Consider the following 26,110-nt stretch of genomic DNA (forward strand, 5'->3'; position numbering starts at 1 on the left):
GTCCTCAACAGAGGATTTTCTGGAAAAAACCCGGTTGCTGCGTCCAGAAATGTGTGAATATTTATCGCAAAAATCAGGAAAGATCGAGCTAGATTTGGGAAAAACAGAGAGTTGGACGGCAAACATTGAGATCCAGCTCGAAAACATGAAAATTAGGAGAGGTTGTTAAATAATGGTCATGAATCTGCGTTCTTACGATATCATCTGTTTTGGTGATGAAGTTCCAGGAGTTCTAGCTGTTATCTCAGCCTCCAGAGAATATCTTCGCCGCACAAAGCGTTATCCGCGAATTCTACTGATGTCGAAAGCAAGCTTGCAAGAAGGAATTGGCGGGCATTTGGTACGAGGTGGCCTTGCTTATTTAGATAGAAGTCAGATTAGTGAAGAACTTCAACAATCTTTAAAGTTAGATACCTTTGGTTCACCGGCGACAATCTATAAAGAATTTTTACAAAAATCCGGCGTTAAGGCAATTGCACTTGACCCCCGCAAAGCCAGTGCAGCGCTGAAAGAAATGCTGGTACAAGCTGGGGCAGATCTCCTCAGCAAAGTAGAAATTAAATCAGTGACTAAAGAAGGCCAAAAAATTGCCAGTATAACCACCTCTCAAGGTTTAGTTTATGCCGGCAAGCAATTTATTGATGCCACTGTCAATGCCGAATTAGCTCAAGCTGCCGGTGTGAGAAAGCTGAAGGGATTTGAAACATTTGGTCTGCCTAATTCAGAACTTCCAGTCACCCTCGTTTTTGAAACCCAAGGACTCAGTGCAAGAGCACTGAAAGAATTCGATTACATTTATCTAAAACGCTTTACCAACCGGGCCGATGCAGAGAGTCAAAAATTTTTGCTGTACGCTGCCGACAAGGATGCCCAACTAGCAGAACAACTCCGGCGGGAAATGACCGACACTAAAGGCAATCTCAAAACTCTGTGGGCGGGTAACGATTACATCGATGTTCGCTCGCCAGCTCTATCTGTAGCTTACCACTCCTTTAGAGGAAGAAAACTATCTTTTCCTGAAACCGGCATAATTCTAGATGAGGGAAATATAGCCATACTTCCAAATGATAGACTTTCGTGGAATGCGCTGTTATTTGCAGTCACCGCCAGCGAAGCAGAAGCCTTAGCTAGAAGCGGGAGCAAACCCACGGCTAATATGCAAAAAGAGATGTTATTTATTACAACTTGGCTGAGGAGTTTGGGGGCTACTTCTATTACTTATTCCTCAGAACTTTATATCAGACACGCTGGCAATGTGACGGGAGTTGTAGAACCTTTAACTGGCGCACAAATGCTGTTAGGTGGCGTACCTGCTAATGAAGCCCTGGCAACATTTAGCTATCATTTTGATGTACGGGGGGGCATCCCGGGTATTCGCGATAAAGCAACTCATCTAGGATGGTTTAAAAGTCTGAGTTTTAAACACCCTATCTTTAATGTTGGCATCCGCCACGCATTAATTAAAAACGTTCCTAACCTGGCAGTGGTCAGTCCGTGTTCTGGATTTGAAGGATTTGCCTGTTCTGTCGGCAGAATTGTGGAATTCAACGCCGCAGTTGGTCAAGGTGTGGGTATCGCTGCGGTTAATGCCATTCTAAATAACAAAAATCTAGCCGATGTATCTAACCGAGAAGTGAGACAAGTTCTCGCTGAAACAGGTCAGTTACCTAAAATTTTTGGAACTCCAAATAATGGTGAGGCAATGCTATTGGCGCAATTCGAGACTCTTGCCAGTTCCGATGCTATTGCGTAATATAAATTCCGGTTGCAGTCCTCATGATTGTTGACTGTTGACTAAGCTGTTGTGGCATTTAAATTGTATGTCAAAAAATAATCAAACTTTTTTGGGGTGTCCCACCCGCCCTGAATATACAATTTAAATGCTCAACTGTATTAGCCTACTCGTTAACAACCAATCCTTACTTTTTCTGCGGGCACTTCGGATGAATCCCCCCCTGCAAACAAATGTAAGCAATTTGACTTTTATCTAAATTTTTAGCCTCCGCAAAATCAACTCCTAGGAATCGACCGGATTTACTACCAGTCGGATTTTGAATAAATTGATCCGAAGCTGCCTTCCCCAGAAACACAGCGCCTTTAAAATCGGCTCTAGCTAAATTCGCGCCCCTAAAATCAACCGAACTCACCTCCGCATTCCGAAAATTCGCATCTTGCAACTGAGCATCTTTTAAATTCACGTTGGCGAGTTTAGTCGAAGTCAAATCGGCCTTTTGTAAGTTGGCGCCGCTCAAATCAGCACCGGACAAATCAGCACCTTGCCATTCCGATTTAGACAAATTTGTCAAGGACAACTGAGCGCCTTGAGCCTTCACTTTGGCCAAACGCGCGCCTGACAAATCCGCTCGCGACAAATTCGCGCTTCCTATATCTGCCCCGGTAAAACTTGCATTTTTTAACAGTGCTTCCTGTAAATTTGCTCCAATTAAAATAGCACTGCTGAAATTAGCTGAATTCAAATTGCCGTTTGACAAATTAGCTTTGTTCATGACAGCACGCACAAAAGTAGTGCGGTTCATTACAGCACTGTTCAAAGACGCCCCGACCAAATTTACTCCTTCCAAATTAGCGCCGCTCAAGTCAGAAATCCAATCGTCAAATGTACCCGGACGCCTGTCTTCGCCGGTGCCGTAAAAGCGAGATCCCTGCAAGCTGGCATTGGTTAAATTGGCATTTCTCAACTTAATTCCCGACAAGTCAACTTTGTTTAAAACTAAAGTAAACTGAGACGGGCCGGCAGGACTTTGAGCTAAATCCGTGCGGCTGAGATCCGCGCCGTTGAGCTGGCTGCTATACACTGTGAGAATTTTGCCGATCGCCCTTTGTACTGTTCGCAGGCGGGCGGCCGCTAACTCGCGTTCCGGGGCCTTGCCACCAAAGCGCAGGGAATCGAGGTCGTTGCTGAGGGCCTGATTCAACCGCTGCAAGTCAGGCAAAGCTTTCGGCCCGCTACTGACTAAAGCTTGCTGGATCGCGTCCAACATGGCGCGGTTGTCTTCTTGAGCGAGCAAATCCGCTAGCAGCGGTACGGCGCGGGAGTCTTCCACGGCCCCCAAAGCCAAAATAGCCGATCGTCTGCCCGATGCCCCGCTAGCCGATGTGGGAGACAATTTGCTGACTAAAGCTACAAATAATTCGTCGTTCCGCTGCCGGGAATCCCGCATATTTGCTTGACTTTGAGTGTAGATGAGAGTGCCGACAAACAAAGTTAAAATCAATCCCGCGCTGCCGACGGTAACTATCACTAAAGTTGTGCCTGGGTGTTGGCGCATCCAATTCCACAAACTGGCATTTGCTTTCAGGCCGCTTTGTGGAGTCACAACCAAAGCCGCAATCTGCGCGTCTTCCTCAGTCCAATCTGGACTCTTGACAGGAGTGTCAGACAGTTGATGCGATCGAGCGTTGACGACCAAAGTATTCGCGAGGCGATCGTGTCCGGATTGGCGTTTGTAGCGCAATGCAAAAGCGCCGTCTGCGAGCACTGCCAAGCCGCTCAACCCCCCTAAAATCAGCAAATCAGGAAACGCACCGCTCAAGCGCCAAATGCCGTAAGCGACGCCCAGAGGCACTCCCCAGCGCCCCAAACTTTCGCGAATTAGCACTGGCCCAAAACCCGGAGGAGTACCCGACGCTGTGACAACTTTGACCCCGAACCAGCGTTTGGGGATAGTTTGACCGGTTCTGGCGAGCAAAAACAGTTGCCACCCCGCTAAAACTGCCGGTGCCAGCAGCGCCCCTGACCAGAATAGATTAGTTAGGGGTGCGACTCTAGGGCTGCGATCGCGCACGGGTATGCCCAAGGTACGGGCGACGGTTTCGGATGCTGCTGCTACAGAGGAATTGAGCGGCACGGTTTCAGTTTCCTTGTTGACCAATGCCCCGATACTGAAGGGAACGAGGGCGCTGGCCGCTATTAACGAAATTTCCACTGCCCAAGCGCCGCACCTGCGAACCAGCAGTGGCATTTGCTTGGATTGTGTTTGCCAAGACGGATCGGGTTGATTGATGCCGCTGGGCGCGGTGGGGTTAGCCATATTTAGAAATTCCTATTATTTGTCGTTAGTATTTGAGGACTGGGGGGAAATTGCCAATTTATACGCTATGTAGATTAGCACTCCGAGAACGGCAAGAGTCATCAGCGCTGAAATTAGCTGTACGACGCTATTGAAGACTGTCAGGACAATTATCGCTCCGACGGCAAAGGCTGCCACCTGCCCCGGTTTGGGGAGTCTTTGAAACTTGTCCAGTAATTGATTGTAGAAGGTTCCGACGGCTTGATAGCTGTCTGGATTTTGTGTGATGAGTGGCGATCGTTCTACTTTAGCTTTTAGTTCTCCGAACGCTTGCTGCCAATTGAAATTATTTTGAGGATTCATAAAAAAATTCCGAAGTTATTTTAGATTAATGGGTTTGGAACCGCCATTATCCCCTACCGTCAAAGAACTAGAACCAAATGCCATTGTGTGAGGAAACATGAAGATCCATTATCTGGGCGATCGCGGCAAACTGTGGTTTAGCTCGATCGTGACCCTAGCCTTGGCAATGATTTTAGCGGATGCGGGTGCTGTTCGGAGCCAACCGCTACAAATTGCTCCCGGATTTCCCGAACCGCTGGGAGTTTCTGGAGTTTCCGGCGGCCCGAACAATAGTGGCGACTGCGGTTTTGTCTCTCAAGGGCCGAACCACGTCATTGAAGTAACGCAGGATTTGCCTTACTGGCGGATTGCAGTACAAACCGCTGGAGCTCCGAGTTTGATGATTCAGGGGCCGAGGGGGCGTTTCTGCGTCCTGCCGGCGAATGCTGCTGCGGGGAATGTAGAATTTTCCGGTTATGGGGACAAGGGGACTTATGTTATTTTTGTGGGCGATCGAGCTCAAGGTCAACACCCTTACTCTCTCTCTATTTCCCAAAAGCGAAATTAAAAATACAACGGAATTAAGAGGCTTGCTGTCATAAACTTGGCTTTTTGGCGATCGTAAATAAGCCGGATTTCTGACAGCAAGTGCGTTAACTAGGGATTTCATATCACTTTTGTATGTGGTCTTTAACCCACTTGCGAAACAATCTGAGAGTTTGACTCGTACCCACTGTTTGGCTTTGTTCGCAATATTGAGAAATAGCTTCAATAATTGGCAGATTGGGAAAAATCTGACTAATTTCCGATTCAACATATTTCCCTTCTTGAAGTACATTAATCAGAAGCTTCTTATTTTCATAGCGCCATATTTCAGGTACCCCCAGAGCTTCGTAAGCATCGAGTTGAGTTTTGGAAGTTAGATCGACTTCAATTACTAAGTCAGGCGGCGGATCGACAGTTATAGTTGTTTCAAATAAAAATGAGACATTAAGTTGCACAATAAGCGCGAATAATCTCATCAAGAGATGTGGCAGAATGCGAATACATTCTAGCTCTCTTTAATGCACTAAAATCATGCTCAATATCATTTAAGTCAGGAGAGTATTTTGGTAAAAAAAGTATCTGATGGCCTGCTTCCTCCACCAGGAGTCTAATTGCTGTCTTACGATGAATCGGTGCATTATCCATGATTAATATTGATGGTATTGTTAAAGATGGCAATAAATATAAAGCTAACCACCCTTCACAACTTTCTGCATTTAAGCGGACAGTAAAGACCATAGGTGCAATCAAGTCCTTGTTTCCTTTTCTTCTTCCTGCTACTAAGTTTTCTCTTTTTCCCCGTTTTCCTTGTCTATCCCCATATACTTTTTTTCCTTTTTTTGACCACGCATAAACACAAGCATGAAACTTTTCAAATCCTGATTCATCAATAAACACAAGGCTTTTACTGCCATGAAGCTTAATTAATTTTCGAGCGTGTTTGGTAGTATTTTATTCTTTCTTCCCTATTCCTTTCTTTATAACGAAATTCTTTTTTTTTCTCGTAATTTTCATTTTTTTTAAAGCATAGCATATGGCACTCGCTCTCACCCCGAATTTCCTTGCTCTTTCTATTAATCTTGCTTCGGGATTTTCTTCTACATCTTTTCTAAGTGCTTCCCAGTCTATCTTTCGCTCACGGTGTTCAACCGCAAGTTGCTCGGAGGTCTTCTCTCCTTAGCCATCTGTATATTGTTGCTCTTCCTACTTTAAACAGGGCGGCGGCTTTGGTTATACCCCCTCCATTTTCCACATAATCCACTACTCTTTTTCTCAAATCTAGACTGTATGCCATTTTTCGGCTCCGAGTTAACAATTTTTCTTGATTTTACATCATCTTGCATTTGTCTCACATTTATTTGAAATGACTATAAGTCTATCCGCTTTTTGCCAATCATTAGAGCGTAATTCTGAATGTAAAAGCAGTTGTCAGGTTCAATTCCTTGTAACATACTTTTTCGCTTAAAAGTCGTCGAACCAAAACATTCTCGATCAATTTCAAGTTCTTCGAGTAATATTTTCACCATATCGCCAATGATTTCCTTATTGAATTCATGTTCTGGTAGTGGCATTCTAATCTCCAAAGTTCCTTGACTGTAAGCTATTCTCGACCCACGGTGTTCTCCCAACTCTTCTAAAATTGCTTCAAATTCCTGCCAGTTGACATCATTGAACAGCACTCTATGTCCTGGGGGTACACTGATTTGCCTTAATTGCAGCGTTACCATTTGAATCTCCGATTTATTTAAGTTTATTATAACTGATACAATCTTTTAAGTTGAGGGGTGTACAGCGCCACCTCAACTTAATTTACTGGTAAATGTAGCCAAAAATCGAGCTGTCTAATCTGCGTTTTTTTGCTGGGTGTACAGTTCCTTAAACTTGCGCTGCTGCTCGTTGTGATCTACGATCGGAGAGGGATAATGAAGAAGTCGGCGTTCTAAAGGCGAAATATTTCCTGTTAGCAAAACTTTAGTATCAACGCGACGCAATTCTGGAACCCAGTGCCGAATATATTCCCCTTCCGGGTCGAATTTTTGAGCTTGACTCGCGGGATTAAATATTCGCAAAGGTTTCGGGTCCATGCCGCTCGATGCGCTCCACTGCCAGCCGCCGTTGTTAGCAGAAAGGTCGCCATCTATCAATTTTTGCATGAAGTATTTTTCACCCCACTGCCAGTTAATAATTAAATCTTTGGTGAGGAAACTGGCGACTATCATGCGGCAGCGATTGTGCATCCAACCTGTCTGATTTAACTGCCGCATTGCTGCATCGATAATAGGATAGCCTGTTTTGCCTTTACACCAAGCTTGAAAGAGCTTTTCATCGTTCTCCCACGGAAAGTCTTTGAATGCTTGACGGTAGGGGCCGTCTGCTAATTCTGGGAAGTTATACATGGCGTGTTGGTAAAATTCCCGCCACGCTATTTCCTGTTGCCAAGTGCGGATACTTGTGCACGCTTCTTCGCTGCGGCAAGTTTCCATTACTATCTGGGTAGCTTGCCAAACAGTGCGGATGCCTATTGCACCAAATTTGAGGGCGGCGCTGAGTTGAGATGTGCCGTTAGTTGCGGGGAAATTGCGCTGTTCTTGATATTCGTAAATTGCCCGATCGCAAAATTCTTCTAATTTTTGTTGCGCTGCATCTTCTCCGGGTTCTATTACTAAGGGATTTTCCCAAAGAAATCCTAAACTAGAGGCAGTTGGCACTGTTTCAATTGCACCTGCTTGGTTAGCGATTTCTTGTTCTTCGGCCGTTAATCCGGTCATTAATTCCAGATAAGTTATCGGCAGTGTCTCTACTGGTTGAGCTTTGGGTTTACTGTTCCATTTTTTCCAAAATGGTGTATAAACTGTGTATGGAGTCTTTGTACCGCTGCGAATTTCATCTGGGGCGTGCAGGACTTGATCCCAGAAATTTTGAACTTGAATTCCTGCTTGTTGGAGGGCGTTGGATACGGAGAGATCGCGCTGTTTTGCGTAGGGTTCTACATCCCAGTTCCAAAATACTGCTTGAGCATTTATAGCTGTTGCTAATCTCGGTATTCCTAGGATCGGGTCATCTTGAATGATCAGCAATTGGCTGCCTGCTTCCCTGTAACGCGAGGAGAGTTTTTGCAAGCAGCCGATCATGTAGGTGACTCTAGCTGGCGCTACGTCATCGCGATTTAGGATATTGCGATCGAGACAAAAAATTCCGACAACTTTCGGGCTTTGCTGGCGCGCTGCTGCCAGTCCGATGTTGTCAGAAATACGCAAGTCGCGGCGGTGCCAAAATAAAATTAGATTGGATATATCGGACATTCGATTTTAGATTTTAGATTTTAGATTTTAGATTTTACAGTCCTGGACACAAGCGGGTTCAACAACCCGGTTTCTAAGTTAACTTTTATCGGTTTGACGCAGGATTTTTATAAGAAACCGGGTTTGTCTGTCAGTCCTATTTATGTCAAAAATGGACGGGCTAAGAAAAAGCTAGAAATTGATTTTGCGTCAATTGGTTCCCCAGCTAAAATAGCTTTTTCTAATTCTTCAGGGGTGAATAAAACTGTTTCAATGTCTTCATCATCGTCTTGTGCGGGCGGCTTTTCCAGTTTTTCCAAATCTTGGGCTAAGAAAGCATAAATGATTTCGTCAGAATAACCGGGGGCGAGAAAAAATTGCCCTAAGTTCTGCCATTTTCCAGCGCGATATCCGGTTTCTTCTTCGATTTCGCGTTTGATAGTTTCGGCGGGGCTTTCATTGATTTCGACTGTCCCGGCGGGAAATTCTAAAATTCGCCCTTTTGTGGCAAAGCGATATTGGCGTACCAAGACGAGTTTACCTTCGGGTGTGACGGGAACTGCAAGTGCTCCGCCTGGGTGGCGAATACATTCCCATTCGCCTTCGGAACCGTTGGGAAGACGGAGGGTGGCTACGTCAAAGTTGAATTTGCGCCCTTGGTAAAATAGGCGTTGTTTGAGGAGTTGGGGTAGTTCTTGACCGATCGACATAAGCGACAAGCGAATAATGTTTGATGGCACCGATTTAAGACATCATAGGCGATCTCATAGGATTTTAGATTTTAGATTTGAGATTTTAGGTTGGGAATGACTGATAACTATCACTGTTTCGAGCTTACCTACGGTTGCATTTTTTTGGGAAACTGGTACGATCCCCGTGAATTGTACTCACTTTTTACAGTTGCAATTCTTGCACTCCGGAACAGTCTGCGGTTTGCAGGAGTTGGACGATCGCACTTTTCGTCACTGGATGCACCCAATCCGGGGCAATTTCTGCTAAAGGTACTAATACAAAAGCTCTTTCGGTCATCCGGGGATGAGGTAGAGTCAGTGTCGGAGTTTCTAGGACTAAATTGTCGTACAGCAGCAAATCTAGGTCTAGGGTTCTTGGCCCCCATTTTTCTCGGCGAATTCGATTAAATTTTATTTCAATTTCTAATAATTTTGCTAGCAATTGTTCGGGTTCTAATGCAACTTCTAGGATGGCGCAGGCGTTGATGTAATCGGGTTGCGGCGGCCCAACGGGGGCGGTTTGATACCAGCTTGAATGAGATTTTACTGCTATTCCTGGGGTGTTGTTGAGGGTTACGATCGCGCTTTTGAGTGTGGCGAGGCAGTCGCCTAAGTTGCTACCAAGGGCGATCGCACATTTTGTTAGTTTCATAAAGAAGGAAGAAGGTTCGGCAACGGATTATGTAACGGATGTAACGGATGTAACGGATGTCAGGAAGAGGGAAGTCGGAAGAGGGAAGAGGGATGGCATGACACGGATTTTGACACGGATACACGGATTAATTATCGAGGGTTCCTTCTGATGTTAAAGGAATAATGAAGAGAACGCGGGGGCTGGTTTATCGACATCCTTTGCTACTGACAAGTATTTCGAGTAAAACTGAGATATTGCACCATTATCAATAACCATTTTCTGGGCGGGCAGGATGCCCACTCCGCAAGAAAAGGCACTTGTTGTGGAACAGGCATCTTGTCTGTTAAGCGGAAATATGGTGACACAAAATATTATTTTAATTTAAGCTTAACAGTCTGTTAAATTTTATTAACTATCATTGACAAGTGTTAGTATTTAGTTTCAAACATAATGAATTTGTACCTACGCTTATTGTCGGCCGTCATTCTAGCAATTATCAGTTTAACAGCAAGTATATCGATAGCTTTGGCTGAAACCAAAGAGCGCTACCTTACCTTAGATTCGGACGGCAGTCAATCTTTTGCGAGTTTAGTGCAGCAGGCGGAAGATTTAGCGAAAGAGTCGATCGCCCGCGAGTTTCAAGAAAATCCGGCATTAACAGAAGTTACAATCATCATTACAGCCGATCGCAGCCGACAAAGAGTTCCAGTTTTGCGATCGAGAGTATCCCGCCACGACTGGCAAAAAGATGCGAGAATCGAACAGTGGACTAGATACTTTGCGGATGCTCAATTGCTGCTGGGATTCAGAGACGGCAATATTTCGTCCGCAAATTCTGGGTTTTCGCAAGTGATGAATGCACCTGCGCCTAGTCGATCGACATCCCGAGAAAATGATCCGGGTTTTCGAGATGATTGAAATCGGGCATCGGGCATTGGGCATCGGGCATCGGGCATTGGTAGCAAACAACAAATAACCCACAGCACGACACGGAAATCACGGATACACGGATAGATATTTTTTCCTGAATCTCTCTCTATTCCCAATTACCACTTGCCCATTAGAATATTTAACTTTTTGTTAACCTAAATACCTCCCAATTTTAATTAACCTTCAGGTTAACTCCCCTTAATTTAATAGTGATAGAGTTTCATACGGAATCATCTGATTAGGGAAGTTGGGCTGAACAGGAATTTATGTCTAAAATAACTCGCCGACAACTGCTAATTTTCTTCGGCAGCAGCGCAGCTACCACTGTGCTTGCCCCTCAAGTAACTCAAACACTGTTTGGCATCAATTCCACCTCGACCGAAGCTGTGGTAGGGCCACTCTCTTTCACTCCGTTAAGACTTCCCCACCCGCTGCCGGTTTATCAAGAATTGTCCAGCTTTATGCCGACGGGCTTAAACGGACAGGGAACCGTGATGGCTGCCTCACAGGATACTAAATTAACGAGTTACAGCATTGTTGACGATGTGGTTGTACCGCCGGAATACGAACGGTATGTGATTCTCCGCTGGGGCGATCGAGTTTTTCCCAATCCAGCAGACTATTTCGGCTACAACAACGACTACACCGGCTTCGTAGGCCTTCGCGGCAGCAGTGACGACGGTTATCTTTGGGTTAACCACGAGTATGTAGGCTTTCCGATGTCGAAAGTGACGCCGGAAGCGCCGTCTGATCTGGCACCATTTCCCACCACCGATCGCGCCGTCCTCGGTATAGACTTATCGGTAAAGAATCAGGCTACGCTCGGCGAATTTCTGTACAATCTTGGTGGTTCGATCGTTCGCATCACCAAACAGTCTAACGGTAGATTTCAGGCGATCGCCGGCGACTCTCTCAACCGCCGTATTCACGGACTTTCGGGCCTGGGAATCAACAGCCAGCGTACCGACAAATACAAAGATGTCACCTCCTGGGGAACCAGACAAGGGGATAACGAGTACCTCACGGGCACGGGCCCTGCGGCTACCCAAGTCTTCGCGCAAGTCAACAGCGACGGACTCGGAAACCGCATTATCGGTACAGCCTACAACTGTTCCGGCGCCACAACCCCGTGGGGCACAATCCTCTCCGCTGAAGAAAACTTCCAAGGTAGCGAACTATTCTTCGTCGGGGTTCAGGAAAACATCAAACCCAACGGTAGCCAAACCAGCTACGCCAAGGGCACTATCGGTGAGGAATTCGGCTTAGTCGGCGAAAAATACGGCTGGATGGTAGAAGTCGATCCCCAAGATCCAAGTTTCCGCCCCCGGAAGCACACATGGTTGGGCCGTTTCCGCCACGAAAACGTCGCGATTCGCGCTGAAGCAGGCCGCAAGTTAATAGGGTACATGGGGGACGATCGGCGCGGCGGACACACCTGGAAATTTGTCAGCAACGGTACTGTCACCAATCCCGCAGATAAAACCAACAGCCGATTGTTTGAAGACGGCATTTTGTACGTTGCCCAATATAACCGCAACGGTACTGGAAGATGGCTGCCACTGACATTAAATACCCCGACAAATCCGGTGCGTCCTTCTAAAGTGGGCGAGGCAGAATTAGCAACTTTTGGCAAAGCTCAAAGAGATGCAAATACTCGCTTGCCCAAACGCGCCGGAATTGCTGGTCAAACCGAAGACGGCGGTTCTTTTGTAGTAGATACAACCAATGAAGCAACAGCACTTCCTGGCTATAGCAATAAAACTCTTGCTAATTTTTACAGCAGCCAAGGCGCGGTTTTAGTTGATGCTTTCTTAGCTGCTAATTTGATTGGTGGCACCCCGACGGCGCGGCCGGAAGATTTGGAAGTTAATCCTACTACTAAGGAAGTTTTTATTGCTTATACTGATGCCGCACCGGGAAGCGACGGCTATCCAGATTCTCGCATTTTTACTGTTGCTAAATACGGTAGCGCAGTCAACAGCACTCAGCAGTCGGGAGGACTTTACAAAATAATTGAAGACAGTCCAGACGGTGCAGGTTTGACTTTCCGCTGGCAGCGTTTGGCCCAAGGTGGAGAAGCGGGTTCAGTCTCTGGCGCGGGATTTGCTAGTGTAGACAATTTGGCTTTTGACCCTCAAGGCAATATTTGGGGTGTCACTGATATGTCTACGAGTACGCATAACGGTTTTGATGTGGGTGCGGCTGGAAAGCCAACGACGATCGACCATAAAAAGACTGGAAATGTGTCAGATTTTACTGGAGTTTTCGGCAACAATTGGCTGTTTTATATCCCGACTTCTGGGCCGAATGCAGGAACAGTAATTCCGTTTGCTTACGGGCCGAATCGGTGCGAAATGACGGGGCCGACTTTTGTGGGAGATACGCTATTGCTTGCGGTGCAGCATCCGGGGGAAGATTGCCCGATCGATGATGGTACTGTACTGAGTCGGCAAATTGAAATGTTGGATTTGAACGGTGCTGTTTTCAATCAAACTCGTAGTGTTTCTCGCGGGAGTTTGTGGCCGAGTAATATCTCGAATGATTCGCGCAGATCGCCGATGCCGTCGGTGATTGGAATTCGTCGGGTGCGATCGACTCCAACGGGCCAGTTTGTTTAAATTTTACATTTTGCACCATTCTCAAGAACAGGCTTTCCGGCCTGTTCCACAAGAAAATTCACTCTTTGTGGAACAGGCCGGAAAGCCTGTTCATAAAAGCTTATTGAGATGTTGCTGCGGTTGCCCCGAGTGATGGGGACGGGTACTCTTGGGGGTTGCGTACTTAGTGTGCTTAAATATTAGTTTAAGTAGCCAAAAACTAAACTACGTCTGAATTGACGGAAAAGCTGAATTTACCTCGCCATCTCAAAACCGATATCAGAGGTTTTGATTCCTCTGATTTAGATATTCCTCAAGCCTGCTGAGTCTGACGGGTTGTCAGCCCGTCAGGGACTAAATTCCTCATGTAAGTCACTGTAATTGATTAAGTGCGATCGTACCAACTTTGCAGCGCCAAGCGGTGAACTTCCCGCCAGCTAATATTTTTAATTCGGGCTATTTCCGCGCAATCTTCGTATTCCGGCTGTACATTAACAATCGTTTCTCCAGACTTCGCAACTTTTATCTTGACTTCGCCGTATTCTGTTTGAACAGTCTGGATTTCTCTGTGTAAAATAGTTCTCTGTTGAGTCGAGATCCTAATTCCCAGAGTAGTAGTTTCGCGAAAGATCACAGCTTCGCAAGCATCCTCAAATTCTGGATGACAAATCGCAGTTAACAAAACCCCCAGCCGCGACTTTTTCATCACAATTGGGGCCGTGAAAACATCCAGAGCTCCGGCGGCAAACAAAGCATCAAAAACATAGCCGATCGCCTGCGGACTCAAATCATCAATCTGCGTTTCCAATACCGTAATAGTTTCTATGGCATTGGGCATTGGGAATTGGTTAAATATTTCCTTCTCCCCTATTCCTTCTTCCCTCTTCCCTCTTCCCTCTTCCCTCTTCCCTCTTCCCTCTTCCTTCTTCCCTCTTCCTTCTTCCTTCTCCCCAATCCAGAGGCGCAAAATATTAGGAATTGCCAGGTTTCGAGAACCTGCACCCAAACCAATGGCCTGAATTTGCATCGGTGGTGGCGGGCCGAAAGCAGAGGCGAGAGTACAGGCGATCGCAGTTCCCGTAGGAGTGCACAATTCGCGATCGATCCCATTGCTATAAACCGGCACTCGGTGCGTTTCCCACAACCGCATCACCGCCGGCGTCGGCACCGCTAATCGGCCGTGGGCCGCCTTCACCGTACCGCTACCAGTCGGCATCGCCGAAAAGTAAAACTCCTGAATATCCAACCAATCCAAACCCAAACAAGTACCGACAATATCAATAATTGCATCCGTCGCCCCCACCTCGTGAAAGTGAACCTCGCTTGCGGGGATACCGTGTACGGCACCTTCTGCCTCTGCTAATTTGCCAAATACGGCTAAACTCCAAGCTTCCACGCGCGGAGGCAATTTTGCAGAGACGATGATTTGCTCAATTTCCGGTAAATTGCGGTGATGACTGTGGCTAATTTCGGCATCTGGTTCCCCGTGACTGTGAGAATGTTCTTCCCGGTGATGATGGTGGTGGCGGGCGTCGAAAGTCGGGGATTCCGTTTCCGAGGGATCGAGTTCAGTAGCGGAATTTTTGGGTTTTAACGACAAATCCGCAGCTAAATCGACATAAAATTTAGTGGCTTGTTGAGTATTCCGGTGGACTAATTCCGTCCGCAACTGGTACTCTGTCGAAATGCCGAGCAAATTGAGTTTTTCGATTAGGTATTCTAAAGGAACGCCAGCGTGGATGAGAGCTCCGATGCACATATCGCCAGCAATGCCGGTTGGACAGTCAAAATAAGCTATTTTATTCATTGTTAACAATTAATTTTCAACATTGATTGTTTCACTCGATATTTCGATCGCCCACTTAGCCTGCAATATCTTAACATGGCAACTATTTACGAAGTGCATCCAGTTGCACCCCAAAAAGACCGGATCGAGAAGATTACAAAAGCTCTAAAAGATGGGGCTATGATGCTTTATCCGACAGATACAGTTTACGCGATCGGCTGCGATCTCAACTCCAAGTCTGCCGTAGAACGAGTCCGGCAGATCAAGCAACTCTCCAATGATAAGCCTTTAACGTTCCTGTGTTCCTCTCTGTCAAATATCACCGACTATGCTGTCGTCAGCGATGAAGCATACAGAATTATCAAGCGGTTAATACCGGGGCCTTATACATTTCTACTGCCAGCTACCAAGTTAGTGCCACGGTTGGTAATGAACCCAAAACGGAAAACCACTGGAATTCGCGTTCCCGACCAGCGGATTTGTTTTACACTTTTGGAAGCCTTGGGAAATCCAATTATTTCAACATCCGCTAACATTACCACGGATGATGAAGGTGCAGCACCCGTGCCAGCAGGAAAAGCAGAAAGTTTTGGCAAAGCTGAACTTTTTGACTGTTTTTCAAAGTTAGTAGATGTCATTGTCGATGACGGTTCCGATCCGGGGTATCAAGTTTCTACCATTCTCGATCTGACACAAAGCGAACCGATTGTTGTTCGCCGTGGTTTGGGTTCGGAAGCTGTCGCCGTTTGGGAAAAAGATTAAAATTTTAAGGGGCTGGTTAAGCGCCAAATTCGCCCACAACCAGCCCCATTTTTTATTTCAAAACTGCTTTAAGCCTCTACCTTAACTCCTTTCCAAAAAGCAATATATCCGGCAATATTTTTAGCAGAATCTTTTGGAGTAGGATAGTACCACGCAGCATCTTTATTAACTTGTCCGCCGACTTCGACACTGTAGTAACTAGCAACACCTTTCCAACCGCAAGTAGTGTGAGTGCTGCTATCCTTGAAATACTCACGGTTAATGGCATCGGCGGGGAAATAATAGTTGTTGTCTACAATTTCGCACTTGTCGCTCTCGGCCAAAACGGCACCATTCCAAATTGCTTTCGGCATCAGTTTTTCTGCTTAAATTGAGATTCTCAATTATTGTAACTGTATTTGTGCTCAAAAGGCATAGAATAGTTGAGAAGCCAACAACCAACTACTGCAAATGCCAGCGTCTCATCCGCCAATATCTTCTGTGCCACTGTCCCTGGAACAAGCTCTTAAACATTTTTTTGGCTATGACTCTTTCCGTCCGGGACAGCAGGAAATTGTCGAAGCTGCTTTACAAAAACGGGATATGATGATTGTCATGCCGACGGGTGGTGGCAAGTCTTTGTGTTTTCAATTACCGGCACTGTTGAAACCGGGATTGACAGTGGTTGTTTCACCGTTAATTGCTCTGATGCAAGACCAGGTGGAAGCTTTGCAGGATAATGGAATTGGGGCGACTTTTCTCAACAGCACTTTGAGCAGTCAGGAAACCCGATCGCGCGAAACTGCGATTCTCGAAGGTAAGATTAAATTGCTTTATGTTGCACCCGAACGCTTGCTCGGTGAGAGATTTTTACCATTTTTAGATATAGTAGCAAATAAGTTAGGAATTTCGGCATTTGCGATCGACGAAGCCCACTGCGTTTCGGAATGGGGGCACGACTTTCGACCAGAATACAGGCAAATGCAGCGAGTGCGCGATCGATATCCCGACATTCCCATTATGGGACTAACCGCCACCGCCACCGAGCGCGTCCGCCAAGACATTATCCAGCAGCTAACTCTGCGAAATCCCTACATCCACGTCGCCAGCTTCAACCGCCCCAATTTATACTACGAAGTTCGCCCCAAAACCAAGCACAGTTTTGCCGAAGTTTTGCAAATTATCCAAAAAAAAGGCGGTTCGGGAATTATCTATTGCCTCAGCCGCAAAAAAGTTGACGAAGTTGCCTATAAATTGCAACAAAGTGGCATCCAAGCCTTACCCTACCACGCCGGCATGAACGATGTCGATCGCGCCACCAATCAAACCCGCTTCATTCGCGACGACGTGCAAGTAATGGTAGCCACAATAGCCTTCGGTATGGGCATTAACAAACCCGACGTGAGGTTTGTAATTCACTACGACTTGCCAAAGAATCTCGAAGGATACTATCAAGAATCTGGCCGCGCAGGCCGAGACAACGAACCCGCCCATTGCAGCTTATTTTTCGGCTACGGCGATGTCAAAATGATCGACTACATCATCGAGCAAAAACCAGATCCGCAAGAACAACGAATTGCCCGCCAACAGTTGCGTCGAGTCATCAACTATGCAGAATCCACCGAGTGCCGTCGTACAATCCAGTTAAGTTATTTTGGCGATTCATTCCCCGGAAACTGCGGTACTTGCGATAACTGTTGCAACCAAAAACCCGTAGAAGATTGGACGATTGAGGCAATGAAATTTCTTTCTTGCGTCGCGAGATGCCAAGAAAAATTCGGCATGAATCACATTATTGATGTGCTGCGCGGTTCAAAAAATCAAAAAATATTGCAATACCAGCACAACCAACTTTCTACTTACGGAATTGGCAAAGATAGAAGTGCGGAGGAATGGAAAAAATTGAGTCGTTCACTGTTAAATCAAGGTTTTTTAGAGGAAAGAACAGACGGGTTTCCCATTTTGAAACTGAATGAAAAAAGTTGGGAAATTATGAAACGTCAGCGCACAGTTGAAATCGCCATTGAACCCCAGCGGGAAGTACAAGGAAAAGTTCGGTCTTTGGCAGTAGAAGTAGAAGCATTATTTACCATACTGCGGACACTACGCAAGCAAATTGCCGACGAACAATTTGTGCCACCTTACGTAGTTTTTGCGGATAAAAGCTTGCGAGATATGGCAGAAAAACGCCCACAAAATCTCACCGAGTTCGAGGAAGTTTACGGCGTTGGCAGCAACAAGCGAGATAAGTACGGTAAGGTTTTTTTGGAGGCAATTCGCACTTTTTGCCAAGCACAAGGATTGCCAAGTGGTGCTGCATCTTCTGATGTCGTTAATCTTCCCAATCTTGCTAACGTTGCGTCTTATTCGCAGATGCAAACCTGGGAATTATACCGACAAGGTTTGACAGTTCAAGGAATAGCTAATGCGCGGGGTATGAGCCCTAATACTATTTCTGGGCATCTGATAGAATTGATGGAAATGGGCAGGGAAGTTGATATAAATTTGTTGGTGGAACCGGAACGCCAGCAGGCGATAGTGTACGCAATTGAAGTTATGGGGGATGAGAAACTGAGAGCCATTTATGATTTCTTGGAAGAACGTTATACCTTTGAAGAGATTAAGTTTGTGCGGGCTTGGTGGCGGCAAAATTATGTAGGTTTTTAAGCGCAGATATATGCAGATGAACGCTGATGGACGCAGAAATTAATAGATAGGAGGGAAAAATGAGAATTTAAAAAGTAGCTTTTGGGAATAATATATTAGAGAGGCGTTTTTAACCGATATATTTTTTCCATTTGGCTTTGCTAGCTGGCGTATATGGGGTGGGCACAACTCAATTTTAAAAAGTAATTTTAATAGCGCTATAAATCAGTAAGCTTGGGTTAGCTAAGCGTCTCATTGTTCGCTATGCTTCTCGCCGTTGCGAGGGTAATAAATCACTTTTTTAACTAAACTTTATTGAGCTATAAGTACCTCGTAAAAGCACTTTTTATATATGTAGTAGAGTGCGTGAAAGGGAGCAATATTTAAATCCACACGCATGAGACTATTTACACTCACGCACCGCCCCAAGGAATGAATAATATTGATGCAGTTGGATACGATATTAGGTCTCTCTGTTCACCCAGAAGTTCCCTAAATTTTAGCATTGTATTTGGTTGCGGCAAAATTATAGCCAACCTAAATCATTTGTGAATTTCTTACTCCCTCCCCTTGATAAGGGGAGGGTTGGGGTGGGGTCAAAAATTTACGACTCATTTAAAATTGTTATATATCGGTTTTTGATGGCAAGAAATTAAGTTTCTACACTTTAGAAGTGTACAATAAATGGTTGACTTCGTTAGCCAGCCATTCGTTAAACAGATTATGCAATATTTCTTGATACCGTTCAGGGGTTAATTCTGCAGGCAGAAACTTTTCAACTAGGAACAAGTGATATCCTAGCTCTGTTTCAATTGGACGAATCACTTCTCCGGGTGGGGCGCTAAATACGGCGACGGCTATGTCTGGTTTTAAACCCCACCGATAAACCTTGCCTTCGCAACCGCATATATGCCGACGATTTTCGTCAATATCGTAAAGATGAGCAGCATCAAAAAAGCTGATTTCTCCTTCTTGAATTTGATAAAATAGTTCCTGAGCAAGCTGGCGGTTGGCAACAATTATTTGATAAAGAATTATTTGGTCGAATTGCAGTTTGTTTTGAACAAAAATCTTTTCTATTTCTTTGCTAAACAAGTGTTCGGCTAGTTTTTGGCTGAGGAGCCGATCGCAAATCCCGGCTTCTAAATCTTCTACAGAAATCATCTGATCGACCAGCCAAGCAATCGTGTCCGCCGCTTTCTCCAAACGCTTCTCGCGGCGGAGTTGGTCGCCCACAGCTTGAATTTCGTCTGGAGTCACAGTTAACCCCCGTTCCCGGGCGGCTTTCTCAATAACTTTTTTCTGCAAAACCTTTTGACTAAATGTTTTTAATTGCATCTCTTGTCTGAGTTGTTCGATGATTTCACTTGCTTCAATCAATTGCCCGTAAAAGTCTTTCATCTGTCTCTCTCCACCTATATAACTTTATTAACTTCATCCCCGACGCTTCCTGCGGGGTAGTTGGGGTTAAGGGTTAACGGTTAGCTACAAGATGTTATTTGGCAAACTAATAAAATCAGCATTGCTCAAAGTTGTTGCACCCGCTGCGTTAACTGTTCCTAAAACAACAGCTAAAATTCGATCGCCATTATTTGAACTAAACTTGAGCAGAGTCGCGTCTGTCGTACCGTCACCATCCGTATCAAAGGCGACGAGTGTCAAGTCTGTTACCGAAATTCCCCCTATCAGCCCAATTCGATCGCCTTGAGCAGGATTAAAATCAACGACTCGATCGGCTAACAATGGATTAGCTGCTGCACTCGCTGTTTCGCGTTGAAATGCAAAGGTATCAGCGCCACTACCTCCAATCAATGTATCGGTGCCGAAGTCGCCGCAAAGAAAATCGTCGCCGTTGCCGCCAATTAGCAAATCTTGACCTTTCCCTCCTCGCAAAGTGTCGTTTCCATCGCCTCCATCGATCGCATCATCACCTCTGTTAGCTTGGACAATATCGTCGCCGCTTCCTGCAAAAATTTGATCACTCCCGCTATCGCCAGTAATCACATCGCTGTCGTTGGTGCCCAGCCAATATCCGTTGCCGTTGCTGTCGATCGTACTCTCGTCGCCAGTACCCGTACTGTCTGGAGAGAAATTAGAAGGACTTGAATTGCTAGAAGTGCCACCAGTCACGGGGGTGAACGTTGAACCGTCATTATTTGACGGTGTGGGTGTTGGCGCTGTGGGTGTTGGCGCTGTGGCGTTAGTAGTTGGGGGCGCCACTGTAGAAGCACTCGCTATCGCGCTGCCACTACTAGATGTAGCCCCCACAGCGTAAGCAGTCTCACTACTTGTACTGCTTCCCATCGGGGAAGTTGCTGTCGCGCTGCTGGTACTGCCTGCACCGCTGTTATCTACAAAGGCACTAGATGTGCTGGAACTACTGCTGCTGCCCGCACCAGGGTTATTCACCACCGAATTCAAGGTGTTTAAACTATTGCTGTTTCCAACAATATTATTTAAGGGCTCAGGAGCTAATGAATCGAATGGAGGCATCGCGATTTATCTCCTTTTACTTGTATGTAAAGACGAAAATCACTTGCACGAGCGCCGACATTGCGAATCTCAATGAATGCCAATGTAGGATTTTAAAGAGTGTGAAACAATTGCTTTTAACTTCAGACTAAAGACGGAAATGTTCTTAATAAATGAAACTTGGTGCATCCCGAAAATAGGACAGGAAAAAATTGTTACCAATATCAATCTGGGCGATCGGTACTGATTGCCAATGGCATTTGATTTAGCCATCACCATCACTCTCAAAAGGCTTGTATAATTTTAAACTGCATCTTCCTTGCACTCGCCCCTACTCAAAAAGTATTAGGCCAGACTGCTAAAGATGAGCAAAAACCGTGTTTTATTGCGATTTACCTGAATATATCTGGACTAATTAGAGGTATGTTGCCAATTTGGCAGATTTGTTTGAAATTATCAGACTTACGCCAGTTTTCAATTTTTATACTCTTTGTATCCGGGCACGCGCTTGCCGGTGTTGAGGACAGATGACACACCGCTGCTCCCGTTCCTGAATTGTGATTAACAGAGCGGGGTTTGGCAGCAGTTTGAGGACTGTGGTTGAGCGGATGGGAGGGGACTTGGAACGGCCGTTGGAGGGGCTTGCATCAGCCGGGAAGGCGACGGATTTAGCCGATTTGAATACGATCGCGATCGAATGGATGCGAAGTCATGGCAGGTGCAGGGCGATCGCGATCGCCCTGCACCTGCCATGATGTGGAAGTAATTAGAATTGGCATTCAGCGAGTTAGGGCGATCGGCTCTTTCCTCGGCCAGAAACCCCTCGTACCCGTGACGCAGTGGTCAATCATTAAAAGCTAAAAAGAACTTAAGCCCTGACTACAAGCCCTGAAAGTTCGTGTGGCAAGTCCATCGCCTTTACAGTAACACTCTCAAAAGCATAGTTTGCTCCTGCTCCTGATTTAATTTTTACCTTGACTTTATCAAAGCCTGCGTAGTAAACATCAACATCAGCTAGAGGATTAGTGCCAATCGCCCTAGCTGTTCATATACCCCTTGTTTTCGTAACTTTACCTTTGTTTCTAAAAATAATGTCTTTAGCAGTCAAAGTGTTTCCACTGTCCACTGATGAAAAAGCCTCCAATCCCCATGCAGAACCACCTAAAATCAAGTCGTTTTCTGAAACATTTTCGAGGTATAGCAATCCTAAATCATTCAGATAAATTTGTAGGGTAGTGCCCCGTGCCTACCCCCTATCTATCGGGGCAACCGGGCGTGGGATTGCCCCTACAATAATTACGCAAATCATTTAGGATTGCTATAGTACAAATCAGAGATCAACATAATAATGACACTCTTTTTTAAATTAATCAAAACTAACTTAGCGGACTACTAGGCTGGTATGGGAGTTTTTTGCTCGCAGAAAGTTGCGGTTTGATGTTCAGCTTGTTCTTGCATCACTTGATCCAAATTATAGTGAGCCTCTGCTAAATCTGGTTTCATAGAGAGGGACTGGCTATAGTAGGCGATCGCCGTTTTTAAATCGCCTACTTGTTTACATTTGGAGCCTAAATCATTGTTCATTGCCGCGTAATGAGCTTGTTTCTCTAAGGATAGCTTTCCTTGAGCATGAAGTGCATTGGCTAAGTTAACCTCAGCTTCAACGCAATCAGGCTTTAGTTCTAGTGCTTTTTGATAGTAGGCGATCGCATCTTCCCATTTGCCTTGCTGCTGTAGAGCATAGCCAAGGTTATTGTATGCGGCGATCGCATCCGGCTGTAGAGCTAGGATTTGATGATAGGCTTCTATCGCGTCGGATAACCGATCTTGAGTTTGATATAAATTCCCCAAACCAAATAAAGCCTTGATAGAATTTGGCTGCACCTGAAGCAGCTTTTTCAGTAAATTTTCTGCCGTTTGGTAATCGCCTTTTTGCCTCATCAACACCCCCAGTCCATAGAGTGCTTCTGGGTGATTTGATTGAGCTTCCAGAATCTGATGGTATCCCTGTTCAGCTTTGGTGAGTCGGTTCGATCGATGATCGCGAACAGCGAGCTGAAATGCTAAAGGAAGAAGATCTCTAACATCCTCTTGTTTATTCTGGCCATTCTTGTCTTTGACTACGATATGCTGAATCTGCCGATCTTTAGCTCCAAAAGAATACTTATATTCCTCATTGCCCCTTAAAAAGTCGTACACTTTAAAGCCGTTTTGAATCGCGTATCGAATTGCATCAGCATGGAGGATAAGCCCAGGTGGAGGATTTTTAAAGGTTTGATCGCGACCTGTAATCACAAATAGCATGGATTTTTGCTGAAAATCCACAAAGTTGGCGATCGCCCCTAAAGGTCTGTCTCCTTTCCACATAACCGAAAGATACAGGCAGTTATGTTCAAAACAATGACGTAAAATCAGGCGATAGTAATCCATGATTAGCTCAAAGGTATCCCCTTTTTGCTTTTTCCATCTGGACTCCCAGAACTTCAGTAGTATCTCAATATGAGATTCCAAATTGTCTGCGTTAATGTGGGTGATATAAAACTCATCAGATTTGTCAACTTTCCTTAAAAAGCGTCTGATTTTTTGACGAGTATTGACACCGACGTAGTTTTGTAGATATTGCTCCCAGTCATCTGGTAATGAAACATAAGGAGCAAGATAAATATCGGGTTCTTCTTCATTCACACTTTGAATGCGGAGTTGACTGAGTTCAAAACTATCTGCAGAAAAATTCCTCAACAATAGAGACATGCGGGTATCTGTTTCTAGAATACTTTTTACATTGAAACTAGACCATACTAACTTTTGCTGGATGTAAGCAGCAAAAGCAGGAATTACCTCTTCTTCATAACCAGGCAGGCACATAAGTCCTGTGTAATCTGCTATGCTATTTCCTGCCATGCAGATTTCCGTTTCAAAGCCGGCTACATCCTGGTGGGCTAATAAAGTTTTTAGAGGGAAAAAAGCAACATAGGATGAATCTTTGGTATCTGGTTTTGCAGCTAATATGAACCACGGCTCATGCACCATCTGCAACCATCTAGATAACCAAATCCAGGACAAGAAGAACTGAGCCTGATGATCTGCGGCGTATACAGAATCCCAATTTTCTCGGATTTTATTAAATGTTTCAAAATTATCAATTTTCTCAATCTGCATATGACTTTTCCCTCACCAATTATACTCCCCATATTTGTCGATTAAGACTAGAGCCTCTTAATCCTCCTGAGAGGATCTCTAACAAGTATCTTGTGCAACATCAAAATTGCAGTATTGATCATCTTCCTATCGGGTGAGACTATTAACGCCCAAAAAATGAAATAGAAGTACTGCGAATTGTAGATGAAGCACTTTGGTTTCCAGTCCTTGCATAGGCTGTGGCTGTTGCATTGGCTCTACTATACTCAAGACTACCCAAGTCTTTAACCGTTGTGTTGGTTAGAGTATTTGTATAAGTTTGATTACCACTGGCAAATCCACCTGCAACAGCGATCGCATATCCAGGCTCTGCTGTTGTTGTGGCGAATGTATCACCGTAAACATTGCCACCACCTACTATAACTGTGCTTTCGTTAATGGGTTCTAAATAACTTAAGTCAGAGATAATTAAGCAATATTTCATGGCAGTATCACGAAAACTTTTTAGCAGACAAAATTCATTATTAAATTGAATATCTATTACAGTAACTAGATGTTGATGAAGTGCTGCTAAAACTAGATGAAGAAGAACTACTAGAACTCGATTTGGCGTAACTGCTGCAGCTAGTAGCAGATGAAACCTTTACAGACACGCTTTGACTAATTTCACCTCGATCATCGCCAGATGCTTCGACTACGCTTTTCGCCTCAGCAATAACTTTACCATCGGGTGAGACTATGCGTTTGACAACAACTTTATAGTCAGTCATGAGTTTAACACCGGTTTTTGTTGATTAGAAAATTGGAAAAATCCTAAATTTGTAAGTTGTAGATGGTAATTGCCTACGGCTTCATTTGAAACAAGATTGGGTCAGTTAATTACTAGCCTAAAAGCAAATCAATCAACTACTTAAATCATCTAAGTAAGGCGGTCAGAATCAACCCCACTATGTAAGAAAACCTCAACTCTCTGGATTAAGTTATTAGTAGGGCTTGAGCTCTGAAGCCCTACTATCAAATAGTTGAAATCGTTTCTGCCCACCTACTTATTCCAATTGCCAAGTGACTTGATGAATTGGAGTTATATGCTAGCTAGCAGCCGAAAATCCAGTGGAGGCAGAATACTTACCTTCTACAACAGTAGTAAAGATTTGGGTGGAGGTATTTTTCCCAAAAGCTTCAGATTGAGCTGTCGCTAGATTGCCCTTAATGTCAACATATTGCGTGTAAATCTTGTCCACGTCAAAGCGTTCCTTAACATTGAGTTCGGCATAAATATCGGAGTCGAGGTTGCCGAAAAAGATACCACCAACAACAGCAGAAGTTTCAGCACTTTCCAAGTAGTTCAGATCGGAAATAATCATGGCTTTTATCCTTTTTGCTTGTGAGTTGTTTGCTAGAAGCAACCTTTGGTTGTTCTGTATTTAATATAGCTAGGCTAATCAGACCTGTGTTGCCATTTTGGCAGATTAATTTTGACAGGGACTGAAGACGAAAAAGGTAGGCTACTCAATCAACTGGATTAGGGCGGGTATTGCCGAAACAGTGTGCTAACTGTATTAATATCTATCGCAAAGCAGTATAAATCCACAATAGCTAAAATCGGGTTTCTGAGTATAAAGTAATTAATTTGGCTAAGGTTGCCATTTTGGCAGATTTATCGAAAGCGCCGATGTTAGATACTGAAAAACCCGATCGCCTGCGGTGAGTCAACCAAAAAATTGGTACACCCAACGCCCGCAACCGGGTTGTCGATCGATCGACTAATTTACTTGCCCGCCCAATTAAACCACTGCCTCTTAAATCGAGCAAAAAATTCTTGATTGTGAACATCAACCGTCGGCGCCAAGATATTTTGCCCTTCAGCATTGACTTCAGGTACAACACCTACAGTATCTGGATACAACTCGCTAAAAGCGGGAGTTACAGAACCCCCTCGAACTCCGGCTCGTTGTTCCCTCACCACCTCCAGATGATCTAAATCAGCAATTTTGCCCAATGCAGACTTAGTTTCCGATTTACTCGACTTGCTGATTTGACTGTTTTCCTTAAGCAAGCGGTTGGAAGTACGGTAAGGGATATAGTCGAGGGGGTTGTAACCCGTGCACCGCAAAAGTAAAAAACAAGCCCAAGAATACTTTCCTGCCAGGATGGCTGAAATTATCTCATCCAATTGTTCTGGTTTGATTCCAACTTGGGAATGATTGGCAGAATTGTGGAATTGGGAATTCATTA

The 26,110-nt window shown here is 44.9% G+C and carries 24 protein-coding genes and 1 pseudogene; 7 read left to right on the forward strand and 18 right to left on the reverse strand.

What is annotated here, in order from left to right; translation table 11 throughout:
- Nucleotides 1-178: 178 nt before the first annotated feature.
- Nucleotides 179-1,753 (forward strand): FAD-dependent oxidoreductase, encoded by a 1,575-nt coding sequence (locus QUA90_RS05470; protein ID WP_333390890.1) that lies wholly within the window; start codon nt 179-181, stop codon nt 1,751-1,753.
- Nucleotides 1,754-1,919: 166 nt separating this feature from the next.
- Here QUA90_RS05470 and QUA90_RS05475 read toward each other — a convergent pair whose 3' ends face one another.
- Complete coding sequence (locus QUA90_RS05475) at nt 1,920-4,052, reverse strand: pentapeptide repeat-containing protein (protein ID WP_333390887.1); 2,133 nt, start codon at nt 4,050-4,052, stop codon at nt 1,920-1,922.
- Between the two features lie 15 nt (nt 4,053-4,067).
- A complete protein-coding gene (locus tag QUA90_RS05480) occupies nt 4,068-4,394 on the reverse strand; it encodes a hypothetical protein (RefSeq protein ID WP_333390886.1) in 327 nt (108 codons plus the stop codon).
- Nucleotides 4,395-4,491: 97 nt separating this feature from the next.
- On the opposite strand from QUA90_RS05480, the gene QUA90_RS05485 reads away from it, so the two are divergent.
- A complete protein-coding gene (locus tag QUA90_RS05485; protein ID WP_333085546.1) occupies nt 4,492-4,941 on the forward strand; it encodes a hypothetical protein in 450 nt (149 codons plus the stop codon).
- A 103-nt stretch (nt 4,942-5,044) separates the two neighbouring features.
- Here QUA90_RS05485 and QUA90_RS05490 read toward each other — a convergent pair whose 3' ends face one another.
- The 6 genes and pseudogenes from QUA90_RS05490 to folK all read right to left on the reverse strand — a co-directional run bounded on the left by QUA90_RS05490 (nt 5,045) and on the right by folK (nt 9,583).
- Nucleotides 5,045-5,374, reverse strand: a complete 330-nt coding sequence (locus QUA90_RS05490) for a Uma2 family endonuclease (RefSeq protein ID WP_333444249.1) — start codon at nt 5,372-5,374, stop codon at nt 5,045-5,047.
- Nucleotides 5,364-6,213: pseudogene (locus tag QUA90_RS05495) on the reverse strand (IS630 family transposase). The gene QUA90_RS05490 and the pseudogene QUA90_RS05495 overlap by 11 nt, the downstream one beginning before the upstream one ends.
- A 73-nt stretch (nt 6,214-6,286) precedes the next feature.
- Complete coding sequence (locus QUA90_RS05500) at nt 6,287-6,646, reverse strand: Uma2 family endonuclease (protein ID WP_333444251.1); 360 nt, start codon at nt 6,644-6,646, stop codon at nt 6,287-6,289.
- Nucleotides 6,647-6,760: 114 nt separating this feature from the next.
- Nucleotides 6,761-8,212 carry an FAD-binding domain-containing protein gene (locus tag QUA90_RS05505; protein ID WP_333444304.1) on the reverse strand — a complete coding sequence of 484 codons (1,452 nt, stop codon included), beginning with the start codon at nt 8,210-8,212 and terminating at the stop codon, nt 6,761-6,763.
- Between the two features lie 149 nt (nt 8,213-8,361).
- A complete protein-coding gene (locus QUA90_RS05510; RefSeq protein ID WP_333136399.1) occupies nt 8,362-8,910 on the reverse strand; it encodes an NUDIX hydrolase in 549 nt (182 codons plus the stop codon).
- A gap of 184 nt (nt 8,911-9,094) precedes the next feature.
- A complete protein-coding gene (folK, locus tag QUA90_RS05515; RefSeq protein ID WP_333444253.1) occupies nt 9,095-9,583 on the reverse strand; it encodes a 2-amino-4-hydroxy-6-hydroxymethyldihydropteridine diphosphokinase in 489 nt (162 codons plus the stop codon).
- Nucleotides 9,584-10,015: 432 nt separating this feature from the next.
- Between folK and QUA90_RS05520 the strand changes: the two genes are divergently transcribed.
- Together QUA90_RS05520 and QUA90_RS05525 are read left to right on the forward strand one after the other, a co-directional pair.
- The gene (locus QUA90_RS05520) at nt 10,016-10,483 is read left to right on the forward strand and encodes a hypothetical protein (RefSeq protein ID WP_333444255.1); all 468 of its coding nucleotides are present in this window, start codon (nt 10,016-10,018) and stop codon (nt 10,481-10,483) included.
- A gap of 278 nt (nt 10,484-10,761) precedes the next feature.
- Nucleotides 10,762-13,113, forward strand: coding sequence for a PhoX family phosphatase (locus tag QUA90_RS05525; protein ID WP_333444257.1), 2,352 nt, complete (start codon nt 10,762-10,764; stop codon nt 13,111-13,113).
- 364 nt (nt 13,114-13,477) lie between these two features.
- Here the strand turns inward: QUA90_RS05525 and larC are convergent, their stop codons facing one another.
- Complete coding sequence (larC, locus tag QUA90_RS05530; RefSeq protein WP_333444259.1) at nt 13,478-14,899, reverse strand: nickel pincer cofactor biosynthesis protein LarC; 1,422 nt, start codon at nt 14,897-14,899, stop codon at nt 13,478-13,480.
- 75 nt (nt 14,900-14,974) lie between these two features.
- Here larC and QUA90_RS05535 point away from each other — a divergent pair, with 75 nt between their 5' ends.
- Nucleotides 14,975-15,640 (forward strand): L-threonylcarbamoyladenylate synthase, encoded by a 666-nt coding sequence (locus QUA90_RS05535; RefSeq protein WP_333390820.1) that lies wholly within the window; start codon nt 14,975-14,977, stop codon nt 15,638-15,640.
- 68 nt (nt 15,641-15,708) lie between these two features.
- Here the strand turns inward: QUA90_RS05535 and QUA90_RS05540 are convergent, their stop codons facing one another.
- Nucleotides 15,709-15,993, reverse strand: a complete 285-nt coding sequence (locus QUA90_RS05540; protein WP_333444261.1) for a DUF427 domain-containing protein — start codon at nt 15,991-15,993, stop codon at nt 15,709-15,711.
- A 97-nt stretch (nt 15,994-16,090) separates the two neighbouring features.
- Here QUA90_RS05540 and recQ point away from each other — a divergent pair, with 97 nt between their 5' ends.
- The gene (gene recQ, locus QUA90_RS05545) at nt 16,091-18,286 is read left to right on the forward strand and encodes a DNA helicase RecQ (RefSeq protein ID WP_333444263.1); all 2,196 of its coding nucleotides are present in this window, start codon (nt 16,091-16,093) and stop codon (nt 18,284-18,286) included.
- Between the two features lie 639 nt (nt 18,287-18,925).
- Here recQ and QUA90_RS05550 read toward each other — a convergent pair.
- Complete coding sequence (locus QUA90_RS05550) at nt 18,926-19,666, reverse strand: peptidylprolyl isomerase (RefSeq protein WP_333330318.1); 741 nt, start codon at nt 19,664-19,666, stop codon at nt 18,926-18,928.
- Between the two features lie 84 nt (nt 19,667-19,750).
- The gene (locus QUA90_RS05555) at nt 19,751-20,758 is read right to left on the reverse strand and encodes a hypothetical protein (protein ID WP_333444264.1); all 1,008 of its coding nucleotides are present in this window, start codon (nt 20,756-20,758) and stop codon (nt 19,751-19,753) included.
- Between the two features lie 536 nt (nt 20,759-21,294).
- Between QUA90_RS05555 and QUA90_RS05560 the strand changes: the two genes are divergently transcribed.
- The gene (locus QUA90_RS05560) at nt 21,295-21,492 is read left to right on the forward strand and encodes a hypothetical protein (protein WP_333330324.1); all 198 of its coding nucleotides are present in this window, start codon (nt 21,295-21,297) and stop codon (nt 21,490-21,492) included.
- Between the two features lie 637 nt (nt 21,493-22,129).
- On the opposite strand, the gene QUA90_RS05565 is transcribed toward QUA90_RS05560, so the two are convergent.
- The 6 genes from QUA90_RS05565 to QUA90_RS05590 form a co-directional block, all read right to left on the reverse strand.
- Nucleotides 22,130-23,896 carry a GNAT family N-acetyltransferase gene (locus QUA90_RS05565; protein ID WP_333444265.1) on the reverse strand — a complete coding sequence of 589 codons (1,767 nt, stop codon included), beginning with the start codon at nt 23,894-23,896 and terminating at the stop codon, nt 22,130-22,132.
- A 142-nt stretch (nt 23,897-24,038) separates the two neighbouring features.
- On the reverse strand, nt 24,039-24,359 hold the full coding sequence (locus tag QUA90_RS05570) for a TonB-dependent receptor (protein WP_333330332.1): 321 nt from the start codon (nt 24,357-24,359) through the stop codon (nt 24,039-24,041).
- Nucleotides 24,360-24,399: 40 nt separating this feature from the next.
- Complete coding sequence (locus QUA90_RS05575) at nt 24,400-24,645, reverse strand: hypothetical protein (RefSeq protein WP_333330336.1); 246 nt, start codon at nt 24,643-24,645, stop codon at nt 24,400-24,402.
- Nucleotides 24,646-24,963: 318 nt separating this feature from the next.
- Nucleotides 24,964-25,239: a hypothetical protein gene (locus tag QUA90_RS05580; RefSeq protein WP_333082317.1), complete on the reverse strand. Its 276-nt coding sequence runs from the start codon at nt 25,237-25,239 to the stop codon at nt 24,964-24,966.
- 232 nt (nt 25,240-25,471) lie between these two features.
- Entirely contained in the window at nt 25,472-25,687 is a 216-nt protein-coding gene (locus QUA90_RS05585; RefSeq protein WP_333444308.1) for a hypothetical protein, read from the reverse strand.
- Nucleotides 25,644-26,108, reverse strand: a complete 465-nt coding sequence (locus tag QUA90_RS05590; protein WP_333386136.1) for a HetP family heterocyst commitment protein — start codon at nt 26,106-26,108, stop codon at nt 25,644-25,646. Before QUA90_RS05590 ends, QUA90_RS05585 begins: the two co-directional genes overlap by 44 nt.
- Nucleotides 26,109-26,110 lie beyond the last annotated feature (2 nt).

Origin of the sequence: Microcoleus sp. D3_18_C4, from assembly GCF_036702355.1 — a bacterium.
Lineage (GTDB): Bacteria > Cyanobacteriota > Cyanobacteriia > Cyanobacteriales > Microcoleaceae > Microcoleus.

What these genes read in the sequence shown, in the direction of transcription:
- QUA90_RS05470 (WP_333390890.1), top strand. Translation starts at nt 179, where the DNA reads ATGAATCTGCGTTCTTACGATATCATCTGTTTTGGTGATGAAGTTCCA.
- QUA90_RS05580 (WP_333082317.1), bottom strand. Translation starts at nt 25,239, where the DNA reads ATGATTATTTCCGATCTGAACTACTTGGAAAGTGCTGAAACTTCTGCT.
- larC (WP_333444259.1), bottom strand. Translation starts at nt 14,899, where the DNA reads ATGAATAAAATAGCTTATTTTGACTGTCCAACCGGCATTGCTGGCGAT.
- QUA90_RS05520 (WP_333444255.1), top strand. Translation starts at nt 10,016, where the DNA reads ATGAATTTGTACCTACGCTTATTGTCGGCCGTCATTCTAGCAATTATC.
- QUA90_RS05510 (WP_333136399.1), bottom strand. Translation starts at nt 8,910, where the DNA reads ATGTCGATCGGTCAAGAACTACCCCAACTCCTCAAACAACGCCTATTT.
- QUA90_RS05555 (WP_333444264.1), bottom strand. Translation starts at nt 20,758, where the DNA reads ATGCCTCCATTCGATTCATTAGCTCCTGAGCCCTTAAATAATATTGTT.
- QUA90_RS05570 (WP_333330332.1), bottom strand. Translation starts at nt 24,359, where the DNA reads ATGAAATATTGCTTAATTATCTCTGACTTAAGTTATTTAGAACCCATT.
- QUA90_RS05480 (WP_333390886.1), bottom strand. Translation starts at nt 4,394, where the DNA reads ATGAATCCTCAAAATAATTTCAATTGGCAGCAAGCGTTCGGAGAACTA.
- QUA90_RS05475 (WP_333390887.1), bottom strand. Translation starts at nt 4,052, where the DNA reads ATGGCTAACCCCACCGCGCCCAGCGGCATCAATCAACCCGATCCGTCT.
- QUA90_RS05485 (WP_333085546.1), top strand. Translation starts at nt 4,492, where the DNA reads ATGAAGATCCATTATCTGGGCGATCGCGGCAAACTGTGGTTTAGCTCG.
- QUA90_RS05565 (WP_333444265.1), bottom strand. Translation starts at nt 23,896, where the DNA reads ATGCAGATTGAGAAAATTGATAATTTTGAAACATTTAATAAAATCCGA.
- QUA90_RS05500 (WP_333444251.1), bottom strand. Translation starts at nt 6,646, where the DNA reads ATGGTAACGCTGCAATTAAGGCAAATCAGTGTACCCCCAGGACATAGA.
- QUA90_RS05550 (WP_333330318.1), bottom strand. Translation starts at nt 19,666, where the DNA reads ATGAAAGACTTTTACGGGCAATTGATTGAAGCAAGTGAAATCATCGAA.
- QUA90_RS05540 (WP_333444261.1), bottom strand. Translation starts at nt 15,993, where the DNA reads ATGCCGAAAGCAATTTGGAATGGTGCCGTTTTGGCCGAGAGCGACAAG.
- folK (WP_333444253.1), bottom strand. Translation starts at nt 9,583, where the DNA reads ATGAAACTAACAAAATGTGCGATCGCCCTTGGTAGCAACTTAGGCGAC.
- QUA90_RS05525 (WP_333444257.1), top strand. Translation starts at nt 10,762, where the DNA reads ATGTCTAAAATAACTCGCCGACAACTGCTAATTTTCTTCGGCAGCAGC.
- QUA90_RS05575 (WP_333330336.1), bottom strand. Translation starts at nt 24,645, where the DNA reads ATGACTGACTATAAAGTTGTTGTCAAACGCATAGTCTCACCCGATGGT.
- recQ (WP_333444263.1), top strand. Translation starts at nt 16,091, where the DNA reads ATGCCAGCGTCTCATCCGCCAATATCTTCTGTGCCACTGTCCCTGGAA.
- QUA90_RS05535 (WP_333390820.1), top strand. Translation starts at nt 14,975, where the DNA reads ATGGCAACTATTTACGAAGTGCATCCAGTTGCACCCCAAAAAGACCGG.
- QUA90_RS05590 (WP_333386136.1), bottom strand. Translation starts at nt 26,108, where the DNA reads ATGAATTCCCAATTCCACAATTCTGCCAATCATTCCCAAGTTGGAATC.